11 protein-coding genes are annotated in these 11,793 nt (G+C 72.9%); 1 reads left to right on the top strand and 10 read right to left on the bottom strand.

Annotated features, from left to right (window positions below; genetic code table 11):
• Nucleotides 1-68: 68 nt before the first annotated feature.
• From ABZ887_RS07825 to ABZ887_RS07790, 8 genes are all read right to left on the bottom strand, one after another.
• Nucleotides 69-1,208, bottom strand: a complete 1,140-nt coding sequence (locus tag ABZ887_RS07825; RefSeq protein ID WP_361284245.1) for a Gfo/Idh/MocA family oxidoreductase — start codon at nucleotides 1,206-1,208, stop codon at nucleotides 69-71.
• Between the two features lie 70 nt (nucleotides 1,209-1,278).
• Complete coding sequence (locus ABZ887_RS07820) at nucleotides 1,279-2,163, bottom strand: carbohydrate ABC transporter permease (RefSeq protein ID WP_361284242.1); 885 nt, start codon at nucleotides 2,161-2,163, stop codon at nucleotides 1,279-1,281.
• Nucleotides 2,160-3,095, bottom strand: coding sequence for a sugar ABC transporter permease (locus tag ABZ887_RS07815; protein ID WP_361284239.1), 936 nt, complete (start codon nucleotides 3,093-3,095; stop codon nucleotides 2,160-2,162). Before ABZ887_RS07815 ends, ABZ887_RS07820 begins: the two co-directional genes overlap by 4 nt.
• Nucleotides 3,096-3,200: 105 nt before the next feature.
• Nucleotides 3,201-4,949 carry an L-arabinonate dehydratase gene (araD, locus tag ABZ887_RS07810; RefSeq protein ID WP_361284236.1) on the bottom strand — a complete coding sequence of 583 codons (1,749 nt, stop codon included), beginning with the start codon at nucleotides 4,947-4,949 and terminating at the stop codon, nucleotides 3,201-3,203.
• Nucleotides 4,946-5,857: a dihydrodipicolinate synthase family protein gene (locus tag ABZ887_RS07805; protein WP_361284233.1), complete on the bottom strand. Its 912-nt coding sequence runs from the start codon at nucleotides 5,855-5,857 to the stop codon at nucleotides 4,946-4,948. The genes araD and ABZ887_RS07805 overlap by 4 nt, the downstream gene beginning before the upstream one ends.
• On the bottom strand, nucleotides 5,854-6,510 hold the full coding sequence (locus ABZ887_RS07800; RefSeq protein WP_361284230.1) for a GntR family transcriptional regulator: 657 nt from the start codon (nucleotides 6,508-6,510) through the stop codon (nucleotides 5,854-5,856). Before ABZ887_RS07800 ends, ABZ887_RS07805 begins: the two co-directional genes overlap by 4 nt.
• A 249-nt stretch (nucleotides 6,511-6,759) precedes the next feature.
• The gene (locus ABZ887_RS07795) at nucleotides 6,760-7,512 is read right to left on the bottom strand and encodes an MBL fold metallo-hydrolase (RefSeq protein ID WP_361284227.1); all 753 of its coding nucleotides are present in this window, start codon (nucleotides 7,510-7,512) and stop codon (nucleotides 6,760-6,762) included.
• A gap of 133 nt (nucleotides 7,513-7,645) precedes the next feature.
• Complete coding sequence (locus tag ABZ887_RS07790; protein WP_361284224.1) at nucleotides 7,646-8,227, bottom strand: TIGR03086 family metal-binding protein; 582 nt, start codon at nucleotides 8,225-8,227, stop codon at nucleotides 7,646-7,648.
• Nucleotides 8,228-8,421: 194 nt separating this feature from the next.
• Between ABZ887_RS07790 and ABZ887_RS07785 the strand changes: the two genes are divergently transcribed.
• Nucleotides 8,422-9,651 (top strand): MFS transporter, encoded by a 1,230-nt coding sequence (locus ABZ887_RS07785; RefSeq protein WP_361284221.1) that lies wholly within the window; start codon nucleotides 8,422-8,424, stop codon nucleotides 9,649-9,651.
• Here the strand turns inward: ABZ887_RS07785 and ABZ887_RS07780 are convergent.
• Together ABZ887_RS07780 and ABZ887_RS07775 are read right to left on the bottom strand one after the other, a co-directional pair.
• Nucleotides 9,594-10,751, bottom strand: a complete 1,158-nt coding sequence (locus ABZ887_RS07780) for a hypothetical protein (RefSeq protein ID WP_361284639.1) — start codon at nucleotides 10,749-10,751, stop codon at nucleotides 9,594-9,596. The genes ABZ887_RS07785 and ABZ887_RS07780 overlap by 58 nt on opposite strands.
• Before the next feature lie 68 nt (nucleotides 10,752-10,819).
• Nucleotides 10,820-11,761, bottom strand: a complete 942-nt coding sequence (locus tag ABZ887_RS07775; protein ID WP_361284218.1) for a 5-dehydro-4-deoxyglucarate dehydratase — start codon at nucleotides 11,759-11,761, stop codon at nucleotides 10,820-10,822.
• Between the last annotated feature and the right edge of the window lie 32 nt (nucleotides 11,762-11,793).

Below are 11,793 nucleotides of genomic sequence, written 5' to 3'. Positions count from 1 at the left end.
CGGGATCCAACGGAGAAAGGGAGCTGTGGAGCGGTGAGGAGACGGCGTCCGCGGCGGCAGGCCGTCCGTCAGCCGTGCACCTCGTTCGGGGGTGCCCAGGGGGCGTCGAGTTCGGAGTAGAGGGAGAGGCTGTCGGCGCTGGCCGTGACCAGTGCGTCGATGCCGGTCACCACCCGGCGCTCCGCCCCGGGCAGGTAGTGCCAGGCGTCGGCGGGCAGCGCGGCCGGGTCGCCGGCCAGCCGGATCGCCTCGACGACCTTCATGAAGGCGCCGGTCGCGTCCGGCACCACCAGCAGGGCGGCGCCGGTGGTGAGATGGTCGGCGAGGTTCTCCAGCAGGTCCGTGCTGCCGTACTCGATCTCCTCCGGGCCGTGGCCCGCCCGCTGCACCAGCACCCGGTCCTGCTTGTACCAGTGGGTGATCCGGCCGCCGGTGCCGTGCACCAGGACGTACGGGTCGCCCGGCTCCTCGGCGCAGAGCGTGGCGGCGACCGTGACCGGGCCGCGCGGGGTGGTGACGCGGACGCAGGAGGTGTCGTCGGACTCGATGTCGTTGGCACGCAGCAGCTCGGTCTCGATGCCGGTGACGTCCTCGGCGCGGTCGGTGCCGAGCAGGGCGAGGCCGGTGGCGACGGCGTGCGCGAGGGGGTTGGTGAGGACCCCGTCGACGACGTCGACGCCGTTCAGCCGCCGCTTGCCGGCCCAGGGCGCCCGCCGGTAGTAGGACTCCGCGCGGGCCCAGGCCCCCGCGCCGCCCACGCCCACCACCTCGCCGATGGCACCCTCCGCGATCAGCCGCCGGATCGCGGGCACGGCGTGCGAGCCCAGCGACTGGAAGCCGATCTGGCAGGCCACACCGGCCTTGGCGACCCCGTCGGCCATCCGCCGGAACTCGGCGTACGACGGCGCCGGCGGCTTCTCCAGGAGCACGTGCACGCCCCGCTCGGCGGCCGTCAGGGCCAGGTCGGTGTGGGTGGGGATCGGCGTGCAGATCACCGCGATCCGTGCGCCGGTGGCGTCGAGCAGGGCGCCGAAGTCGGCGGACTGGGCGGGCTGCCCGAGCCCCTCCGGCAGCTCGTCCGCGCCCAGCGGGGTCAGCTCGCAGATCCCGGCGAGCCGTACGACGCCCTGCTCCTGGAGCCGGCGGATGTTCTCCAGGTGCCAGCGGCCGTGGCCGCGCGCGCCCGCCAGGACGAGGTCGATGGTCATGGGGTCCTCCCTGCGTCGTCGATCTTTGCGTGCAGGGTAAGCGTTTGCCGCGGGCCGCCCGTGAGGTGTCTCATCCCTTCACCGCCCCCGCGCCGAAGCCGGTGATCAGCCACTTCTGGATGAAGGCGAAGACGATCACGACGGGTACGGCGGCGATGATCCCGCCCGCGGCCAGCGCGCCCAGGTCCACGCTGTCGGAGCTCATCAGGGTGTTGAGGCCGACGGGGATGGTCTGCTTGCTCTGGTCGGAGAGGAACATCAGGGCGAACAGGAAGTGGTTCCAGGCGTGCACGAAGGCGAAGGAGCCGACCGCGATCAGCCCGGGCCGCAGCAGCGGCAGGACGACGATCCGGAAGGCGGTGAGCCGGTTGCAGCCATCGACCCAGGCGGCCTCCTCCAGGGAGTACGGCACGTTCCGGATGAAGCCGCTGATCAGGATCATCGACAGCGGGAGCTGGAAGACCGTCTCGGCGACGATCACACTGCCCAGGGAGTTGATCATCTGGAGCCTGGCGAAGATCTGGAAGAGCGGAACCAGGAGCAGCGCGCCCGGCACGAACTGGGAGCAGAGCAGGGCGAGCATGAAGCCGCGCTTGAGCCGGAAGTCGAAGCGGGCCAGGGCGTAGCCGCCGGCCAGCGCGACGACCGTGGTCAGCAGCAGGGTCGAGACGCCGACGTAGACGCTGTTGGTGAAGTAGGTGCCGAAGCTGCGCTCGGTCCACACCTTCCGGAAGTGGTCGAAGGTGGCCGGCCAGGGGACGAGGGAGGTGGAGCCGGCCGGGCGGAGGGCGAAGAGCAGGATCCAGTAGAAGGGGATCAGGGTGAAGAGGAGGTAGATCCCGAGGGGGAGGTAGATCTGCCAGCGGGGGGCCTCGTCCCAGGCGCGGCGCTTCTTCCCGGGCCGGGCGGGCTCGGACACGGCGGGCTCGGCCGCGGGGGCGATCTCGGTGATCACTTGGCCTCGCCCCCGAACTTGCTCAGCCGCAGGTAGACGACGGAGAAGAAGAGCAGGATCACGAAGGCCACCGTGGTCAGTGCGGACGCGTAGCCGAAGTTGTGGGCGTCGACGCTGGTGTTGGCGATGTAGAGGGGAAGGGTCGTCGTCTCCCCGGCCGGGCCGCCTCCGGTCAGGGTGTAGAGCAGGTCGACGTTGTTGAACTCCCACACCGCGCGCAGCAGCGTGGACAGGACGATGGCGTCCTTGAGGTGCGGCAGGGTGATGTGCCAGAACTGCTTGAGGCGGCTCGCCCCGTCGACCTCCGCCGCCTCGTACAGGTCCTTGGACACGGACTGGAGGTCGGCGAGGATGAGGATCGCGAAGAACGGCACGCCCCGCCAGAGGTCGGCGACGACGGCCGCCGGGAAAACGGTCGAGGTGTCCGACAGCCAGCTGGTGCCGTACGACCCGATCCCCGCGTCCGCGAGGTAACGCGTGACGCCCGTCTGGGAGTTGTAGAGCAGCACCCAGATCGCGGAGGTCAGCACGCCGGAGACCGCCCACGGCGAGAAGACCAGTGCCCGCCCCAACGCCCGCCCCGCGAAGGTCTGGTTGACGATCAGCGCGAGCGCGAGTCCGAACAGCAGCTGCAGTCCGACCTCCGCGACGACCCACTTGGCGCTGAAGGTCAGCGTGTCCCAGAACTGCGGGTCGTGCGCGAAGGCCTGCGTGAAGTTGCCGAAGCCCGCGAAGCCGTTCCGCCAGGGCTTGGTCGGGTTGTAGTTCTGCAGGCTGTAGTAGAAGACGCTGAGCACCGGGTAGGCGATGAAGCCCAGCATCAGCAGGGCCGCCGGGGCGATCAGCAGGTACGGCAGCCTGCGCGGCGTCGCCGAGGCACGGCGCCGCCGGGGTGGCGCGGGCGGTTTCGCCACGGCTGCGGCTTGGGCCATGACCTGTTCTCCGTTCGCAGTGAGCCAGTTACAGCGGGTGCAGGAAGCGCTTGCTCGATGGGCGTGGTTGAAGCGCTTCGACGATCGTCGAAGGAAGCCGGGCGGTCAGCCCGCGTACGGGTCCGGGACTTCTCCCGGCCGGGCCAGGAACTCGAAGTCGCAGCCGGTGTCGGCCTGGGTGATCTGTGCGTCGTAGAGCGCGCCGTATCCGCGCTCGTACCGGGCGGGCGGCGGCGTCCACTCCGCCCGGCGCCGCGCCAGCTCCTCGTCGTCCACGTCGAGCCGGAGGGTGCGCGCCTCGACGTCGAGGGTGACGGAGTCCCCGGTGCGGACGAGTGCGAGGGGTCCGCCGACGTACGACTCGGGTGCGATGTGCAGCACGCAGGCGCCGTAACTCGTGCCGCTCATCCGGGCGTCGGAGATCCGCACCATGTCCCGCACACCCTGTTTGAGGAGGTGGTCGGGGAGGGGCAGCATGCCGTACTCGGGCATGCCGGGGCCGCCCCTGGGCCCGGCGTTGCGCAGGACGAGCACGCTGTCGGCGGTGATCCCGAGGGACGGGTCGTCGATGGTGCGCTGCATGGTCCGGTAGTCGTCGAAGACGACGGCGGGACCGGTGTGCTTGAGCAGGCGGGGCTCGGCGGCGATGTGCTTGATGACCGCGCCGTCCGGGCAGAGGTTGCCGCGCAGCACGGCGACCCCGCCTTCGCTCGCGACCGGGTTGTCACGGGGCCGGATGACGTCGTCGTCGTGCACCCGGGCGCCGGCGAGCTGCTCGCGGTAGGTGTCGTGGGACACCGTCGGCCGGTCCAGGTGGAGCAGGTCGGGGATGCGGGAGAGGAAGCCGGGCAGGCCGCCCGCGAAGTGGAAGTCCTCCATGAGGTGTCTCCGGCCGCCGGGGCGGACGTTGGCGAGGACGGGCACGGTGCGGGCGATGCGGTCGAAGTCGTCGAGGGTGAGCCGCACCCCGGCGCGGCCGGCCATGGCGATGAGGTGGATGACGGCGTTGGTGGAGCCGCCGAGCCCGAGGACGGTGGTGACGGCGTCCTCGAAGGCCTCGGGGGTGAGGAGCCGGGAGAGCCGCAGGTCCCGGTGGACGAGTTCGACGATCCGCATCCCGGACCTGGCGGCCATCCGGTCGTGCCCCGAGTCGACGGCCGGGATGCTGGACGCGCCCGGGACGGTCACGCCGAGCGCCTCGGCGGCGGCGGTGAGGGTGGAGGCGGTCCCCATGGTCATGCAGTGACCGGGCGAGCGGGCGAGCCCGCTCTCCAGCTCCGCCATCTCGCAGTCGCCGATGAGACCGGCGCGTCGGTCGTCCCAGTACTTCCACATGTCGGTGCCGGAGCCCAGCACCTCGCCCCGCCAGTGACCGGGGAGCATGGGCCCCGCGGGCACGAAGACGGTGGGCAGGTCGACGGAGGCCGCGCCCATGAGGAGGGCCGGGGTGGACTTGTCGCAGCCGCCCATCAACACGGCCCCGTCGACCGGGTACGACCGCAGGAGTTCCTCCGTCTCCATCGAGAGGAGGTTGCGATAGAGCATGGGGGTCGGCTTCTGGAAGGTCTCCGAGAGGGTGGAGACCGGGAACTCCAGCGGGAATCCGCCCGCCTGCCAGACGCCCCGCTTCACCGCCTGCGCCCGGTCACGGAGGTGCACATGACAGGGATTGATGTCCGACCAGGTGTTGAGGACCGCGATGACCGGCTTGCCGAGGTGCTCCTCGGGGAGGTAGCCGAGCTGGCGGGTGCGGGCGCGGTGGCTGAAGGAGCGGAGCCCGTCGGTGCCGTACCACTGGTGGCTGCGCAGTTCTTCGGGCTTCCTGCGGGGCGGGGTCGGGTCGGGTGCGTTCATATCGACCATCCGGCGGCTATGGCGGCGACCTCGGCGCGCTCTTCCTCGGGCAGCTGCCTGCTGGGCGGGCGGACGTCGCGGCGGCAGAGGCCGAGGGAGGCGAGCGCCTCCTTGACTACGGTGACGTTGTCGGCGGAGCCGTTCGCGGCGCGGAGCTCCTCGAAGCGGCGGATCTGTTCCCAGACCTTCATGGCGGCCGGGTAGTCGCCCGATCGAAGCGCTTCGATCATATGCAGCGAAACGGCCGGGGAGACGTTCACGAGGCCGGAGGTGAAGCCGGTGGCACCGGCCGAGAAGTAGGAGGGCGCGTACGGTTCGGCGAGCCCCGCGACCCAGACGAAGCGGTCGAGCCCCGCGTCCCGGGCGAAGGCGGCGAACTTGGCGGCGTCCGGGACGGCGTACTTGACGCCGATCACGTTGGGGCAGGCGTCGGCGAGTTCGGCGAGGCGGGCGCCGGGGAGCTGGGCGTTGCGGATGTACGGGACGACGCCGAGGTCGGGGACGGACGCGGCGATCGCCCGGTGGTAGTCGACCCAGCCGGCCTGCGAGACGTACGGGTGGACGGGCTGATGGACCATCACCATGTGTGCGCCGTGCTCGCGGGCGTGCCGGGCGGAGGCGACGGCGGTGGGGATGTCGTGCCCGACACCGACGAGAACGACGGCCGCGTCCCGGACCTCGTCGAGGGTCGACTCGGTGACGAGCCGCCGCTCCTCGGGGGCGAGGGCGTAGAACTCGCCGGTGTTGCCGTTGGGGGTCAGGGTGCGGACGCCGCCGTCGAGGAGCCGGCGCAGCAGGGCCCGGTGGGCGTCCTGGTCGACGCTGCCGTCCGCGGCGAAGGGGGTCACCGGGATGGCCACCACGTCGGCCAGGGCCGCCCGTTGGGTCTCGAACGCCACGCTGCTCATTCCTGGCCTTCCTGCTCGGCCGCCCGGGGGAAGGCCCGGTCGACGAAGGACGCGATGTGGGCGTGCAGGGTGCGGGCGGCACCGTCGGCGTCGCCCGCGAGCGCCAGCCGCAGGATCTCGCGGTGCTCACCGGCCTCCTGCTCCCAGGAGGGGGAGGCGGCCCAGGCGACGGCGGAGACGAGGGCGGCCTGGTCGCGGACCTCGTCGAGCATCCGGCCGAGGAGCGGGTTGCCGCACGGAAGGTAGAGGGCGCGGTGGAAGTCGCGGTTGGCGAGGGAGCGTTCGGCGGTGTCGCCGGCGTCGTCGGCGCGGGTGAGGGCGTCGCGCGCGGCGTCGAGGGAGGCGCCGAGCCGTACGGCCCGCCGGAGGGCCTCGGGTTCCAGGAGCAGCCGTACGTCGTAGACCTCGCGCGCCATGTCCGCGTCCACCATGCGCACCGTGACGCCCTTGTACTGGCTCATCACGACCAGCCCGGTCCCGGCGAGGGTCTTGAGCGCCTCCCGCACGGGGGTCTTGGACACCCCGAACTGCGCGGCGAGCTCGGTCTCCACCAGGGCCTGTCCCGGCGTCAGCTGCCCGGTCAGGATGCGGTGTTTGATCGCGTCCAGCACGAACTGCGTACGGGACGGAATCGGCATGGGCACAGAGGTCATGCGCGCCTCTCGGGGTCACCTATCAGGTGCGGGACCTGATCTGACGTATCTGATCTCACGTATCGCGTCTCATATATGACGTATGAAGTGCGACGCGGATGAAGGTAGGAGGACGGCTGTGTTTCGTCAATGCTTCTGACAGAGAAGGCAGTTGAGGGAAGGGCCGGATCCCGGGCTCGGCGAGGTTGTGCGGCGGACCCGCTCGCCGGCCGACCGGCCGACGCGGGACCGCGGGTGGGCGCCGCCGGGTCAGAAACCCCTCGACTCCCCCTCCCGCGCCACGCTGGTGGGCCGTTCCGACACGACTCCCGCCCGGGTGGCCGCCATCTCCCGGGTCAGGGCCGGCCCCACATGGGTGATGAGCAGCTCCCGCGCCCCCGCGTCCCGGGCGATCCGTCCCGCGTCCTCCGGGGTCAGATGAACCCGTTCGTCTCCGCGATGCCTGTCGAGGTCGGCCTCGCACAGGAAGACGTCCGCCCGGACGGCCAGCTCGGCCAGGGCGGCGCACGGTCCGCTGTCTCCGGAGTACGCGAGCACGCTCCCCTGGCACTCGGCGCGCAGCCCGTAGGCCTCCGTGCCGTGAGCCACCGCCCGGGTGGCGAGCCGCAGGTTCCAGTGCTGGACGGCGTGGCCGTCGTACAGCGGCCGGAAGTCGAACACCCCGCTCAGAAAGCCCAGATCCGGCCGGCCGAAGAAGCCCGCCAGCCGCTGCGCGCACTCCTGCGGCGCGTAGACCGGGATCGGCGCGGCCGGTGTCAGTCCGCCGAAGGCGTAGGCGTACGCGGCGGCCAGCAGATCCGCACTGTGATCCGCGTGCAGATGCGAGATCCAGATCGCCGTGAGCCGCGCCGGGTCCGTGTGCCGCTGCAGTTCCGCGAACGTCCCCGTCCCCGCGTCCACCCACACCTCGGCGCCCCCGCCGCGCACCAGGTAACCGGAGCACGGGCGGCCGGGCCGCGGGTGGGGAGCGGCGGTGCCGAGGACGGTGAGGCTCAAGGGCATGGCGAGGAGAGTACGGATCCGGGTCCCCGCCCGCTCACGGTTCGCGCTCTTTCACGGCCTGCCCCCTGCGGGTCGGCCTCTCACCGCCGGCCCCCTTCCGGCCTGCCGCGCACGGACCCTCCCGGCCTGCCCATCACGGCTTCCATCCCGGGTTCCGGCCGCTCAGGCCCACCGCACGGTCCAGCAGCGGCGCGCCCGCCGGCACCGGCACGAGGGGGCCGAACGGGCCGCGGTCGCCGGCCGCCGCCATCCGCAGGAAGCCGTACGCCACCTCCAGCGCCACCGGGTCCGGGAGGTAGTCCTGGCCGGTGGCCCGGGCCAGGTCCCAGCCGTGGACGACCAGTTCGTCGGCGGCCACCGCGCCCGCCACCCCGCCGGGCAGGTCGACCCCGCCGGCACGCGTCATGCCGTCCCACGCGGACGGGTCCCGCCAGGCCTCTGCCAGTGCGTCGAGCGCCTTGGGCAGCTCCTGCCGCCACTCCGCTCCGAGCACCGGCAGCGACGCGTCGGGGCGGTGGTCGGTGGTGGTCCCCAGCTTCTTGTGGGCCGCGTCCCGGAAGGCCACGGACAGGCCCGCCACATGGCCCAGGAGGTGGCGGACCGCGTAGTCCGGACACGGCGTCGACTCCGCGAGCTGCCCGTCCGCCACCCGCTCCGCGAGTTCCGCCACGATCCTCGCCTGCGGGCCGAGGTCGATCATGGTCGTACCAGTCATCGTGCTGCCTCCCTGGGCACCGGCTCGGTCGCCGTCCGCTTCAGGGGGTAGACCGGACCGCCTTGCGAAACTCATCGATCCGCCCTACCGACACCCCGCCCAGGAAGCACCACAGCGCCCTCCCCGGGGCGGCGCTCGGGCTAAGGCATCCTCCCGATCCGGGCACCCCCGCCTTAGCCCCACGATGACCAGGCATGACACCCACCTCATGGGCCGTGACGCGCCTGCTCCGCGACCGCAACGCGGCCCTGTACCTCACCGGCGTCGTGGTCTCCGGCTTCGGCACCTCCGCGCTCTGGCTCGTGTCCGGCGTCTGGGTCAAGGACCTCACCGGTTCCGACGGACTCGCCGCCCTCTGCACCGCCGCCCTCTGGGCCCCGACCCTCCTCGGCCCCGCCCTCGGCACCCTCGCCGACCGTGTCCGCCGTAAACCCCTCCTGATCTGCGTCAACCTCGGTCTCGCCGGCCTGCTGCTGCCCCTGGTGGCCGTCGACTCCCCCGCCTCGGTCTGGCTGCTCTTCACCGTCCTCGTCCTCTACGGCGCCGCGGGCGTGGTCGAGGACGCGGCCGAATCCGCCCTCGTCGTCGCCGCCGTCGACCCCGCCCTCCTCGGCGACTTCAACGGGCTGCGGATGACCGCCCGCGAGGGCATGAAGCTGGTCGCCCCGCTGACCGGCGCCGCGCTGTACACGGCGTACGGCGGGCCGAGCGTGGCGCTGCTGGACGCCTGCACCTTCGTGCTGGCGGCAGGGCTGTGCGCACTGCTCCGGGTGCGGGAGGAGCGGCCCGGACGGGCGCGCGGCGGCTGGCGGCGGCAGACCGCCGAGGGGGTCCGGCTGCTCTGGGGGCACCCCGCCCTGCGGCCGCTGGTCCGGGCCGGCGGCGCCACGATGTGCCTCGCCTCGCTCGGCAGCAGCCTGAACTACGCGGTCGTGGCCGCCCTCGGCCACTCCCCCGCCTACACGGGGGTGACGTACGCCGTCCAGGGCGTCGGCTCGGTCGGTGTCGGGCTGGTGGCGGGGCCCGCGCTGCGACGGCTCGGGGAGCGGGGGTTCGCGGCGTGGGGGATCGCGCTGACGGGGGTGGCGGTGGCCGGGCGGGTGGTGGAATGTGACATGGCACTGCTCGCGTGCAGCCTCGCCGGCGGCCTCGGCCTGCCCTGTGTCCTGATCGCCGCCTACACCGCCGTACAACGCGAGATCCCGGCCGCCGCGCTGGGGCGGGCGACCGCGACGGCCGACACGCTGATGTTCACACCGAACGTGGTCGGACTGGCCGTCGGGGCCGCCCTGGTCGAACTCGTCGACCACCGGCTGCTGTTGCTGCTCTTCGGCGGCGCGCTGCTGGCGACCGCCGGGTCACTGGCTCAGCGCAACGCCTCCCGGACCGCCGCCAGGTCACCGTCGGACGCCAACCCGGCGTGATACAGCCGCAGTTCGGTCGCGCCCCGGTCACGGGCACGCTCCGCGTCGGCGGCGAGGGTCCCGGGGCTGCCGCCCATCCCGGAGACCACCGTGAAGTTGGCGGCCAGGACGGTGTCGTCCCGCGCGTGCTCGGCGAAGGGCGCCAGCAGGGCCGTTCCGCCCGTGCAGGGGACCACGACGCCGTCCGCGACGGACAGGATCCAGGCCGGGTCCACGCCCACGTTGGCTCCGCAGTGGTACGTCACCGGGTCGGCGTGCAGCAGCACCTGGAAGCCTTCGGGGGCCGCCGCCCGCACCGCGGCCACGGCCGTCTCCTGGAGCGTGCGGGCCTGTCCGTCGCGCCACGCGCGCGTGGCCGCCGCCACCGGCTCGCCGAGCAGCTTCTCCACCGTCGGCCAGCCGGCGTCGTCGGCGGCGCCCCGCCAGAGCGGCTCCAGAGCCTCCCGTACGGCGGCGGCCAGCTCGTCGGCGGCCAGGCCCTGTTCGCCGTACCCGGTGCGGCAGGTGGGGCAGAAGCAGAGCGCCATCAGGTACTGGCCGGCATCCCCCAGGCCGACCCCGGCCGTCTTGTCGTGGGCGTGCAGGTGCTGGAGGCCGTACCAGCCGAGGGACTCCAGTTCGGTGCCGGCCACGCCGGGGCGTACGGCGGCCTCGGCGGCGAGGTCGGCCAGGTACGCGCGCGTGGCGGGGTGGGCGATGCAGGGGGCCCAGGGGTAGCGGTCGCCGTAGGCGTTGACGACCGAGGTGTCCGGATGCTCGGCGCCCAAGCGGGAGTTGTGGGCGAGGATCACCCAGGTGTGCACGTCGAGGCCGGCGCCGCGCAGGGCTTCGGCCGCCGCGCCGTAGGCGTCGCCGGGGGCCCAGTCACCGGCCGGGTAGGGGCGCAGCTCCCGGCCGGTCCAGCGGTGGTCGGGCGGGTAGTAGACGGCCGCGTGTTCGGCGGTGACGATGCGGTGGCGGGGGTGGCGGGGGGTCAGCGCGCGGGTGGAGTGGTAGGCGGAGGCCAGGGTGGCCTGGTGGACGCCGAGCGCGGCGATGCGGTCCGCGGCCTCCGGGTCCCCGGTCACGTCCCAGGGGTAGACGAACGCCGACGCCTTCAGCCGGCCTTCCGCGGACGCGCGCGGCCGCCCTCCTGCGGTCGCGCTCACACGTCCTCCTCCGGTCGTGTTCACGCGTCCTCCTCCAGCAGCGCGTACCCGCGCTCGATCAGCTGGGCGAGCTGCTTCACGTGCTCCTCGGCCGGCTCGTGCAGCGGGGGACGGACCTCGCCGACCTCCAGGCCGCGCAGCCGTACCCCGGCCTTGACGAGCGAGACGGCGTATCCCCGGCCCTGGGCGCGGAGTTCGACGAACGGGCGGTAGAAGCCGTCCAGCAGGCGCTCGGCCGTCGCCCGGTCCCCGTCGCGCAGGGCGGCGTGGAAGGCGAGGGCGAGCTCCGGGACGAAGCAGAAGACGGCGGAGGAGTAGAGGTCGATGCCGATGGCCCGGTAGGCGAGCTGGGTCTGTTCGGCGGTCGGCAGGCCGTTGAAGTAGAGGAAGCCGCCGGGGACCTCGGTGCGGACGGCGCTGACGATGCGCTGCATGAGGTCCAGGTCGCCGAGGCCGTCCTTGAAGCCGATGATGCCCTCGGTGCGGGCGAGTTCGACGACGGTGGGCGGGGTGAACACGGCGTTGTCGCGCTGGTAGACGATCACGGGGAGAGCGGTGGCCGCCGCCACCTCCCGGTAGTGCCGCAGCAGGCCCTCCTGGCCGGCGACCACCAGGTAGGGCGGCATGGCGAGGAGGCCGTCGGCGCCCGCGGCCTCGGCGAGACGCGCGTAGCGTACGGCGAGCGCGGTGCCGTAGCCGGCGCCGGCCACCACCGGTACCCGCCCGTCGGCCGCCGCCACGGCCGCGCGGACGCAGGCCTCGAACTCCTCGGGCAGCAGCGCGTGGAACTCCCCCGTGCCGCAGCAGGCGAAGACGGCGGCGGCGCCGGCCTCGACGCCCCGGCGGACGTGCTCACGGTAGGTGTCGAGGTCGAGGGAGCCGTCGGGCCCGTAGGCGGTGACCGGGAAGAAGAGCGGCCCGCGCGGGTCACGAAGCCGGGCGGCGAGAGGGGCTGGCGTCACGGGCGCTCCCTGGCGATGCATGTTTCTGATCG

It is taken from the genome of Streptomyces sp. NPDC047061 (genome assembly GCF_040643955.1).
GTDB lineage: Bacteria > Actinomycetota > Actinomycetes > Streptomycetales > Streptomycetaceae > Streptomyces.
The sequence above is the reverse complement of the archived record's forward strand: the minus strand, read 5'-3'. Positions and strand labels throughout refer to the sequence as shown.

Bases quoted from the DNA above. Each gene is read 5' to 3' on its own strand.
- ABZ887_RS07825 (WP_361284245.1), bottom strand. From the start codon at position 1,208: ATGACCATCGACCTCGTCCTGGCGGGCGCGCGCGGCCACGGCCGCTGG.
- ABZ887_RS07815 (WP_361284239.1), bottom strand. From the start codon at position 3,095: ATGGCCCAAGCCGCAGCCGTGGCGAAACCGCCCGCGCCACCCCGGCGG.
- araD (WP_361284236.1), bottom strand. From the start codon at position 4,949: ATGAACGCACCCGACCCGACCCCGCCCCGCAGGAAGCCCGAAGAACTG.
- ABZ887_RS07805 (WP_361284233.1), bottom strand. From the start codon at position 5,857: ATGAGCAGCGTGGCGTTCGAGACCCAACGGGCGGCCCTGGCCGACGTG.
- ABZ887_RS07800 (WP_361284230.1), bottom strand. From the start codon at position 6,510: ATGACCTCTGTGCCCATGCCGATTCCGTCCCGTACGCAGTTCGTGCTG.
- ABZ887_RS07795 (WP_361284227.1), bottom strand. From the start codon at position 7,512: ATGCCCTTGAGCCTCACCGTCCTCGGCACCGCCGCTCCCCACCCGCGG.
- ABZ887_RS07790 (WP_361284224.1), bottom strand. From the start codon at position 8,227: ATGACTGGTACGACCATGATCGACCTCGGCCCGCAGGCGAGGATCGTG.
- ABZ887_RS07785 (WP_361284221.1), top strand. From the start codon at position 8,422: ATGACACCCACCTCATGGGCCGTGACGCGCCTGCTCCGCGACCGCAAC.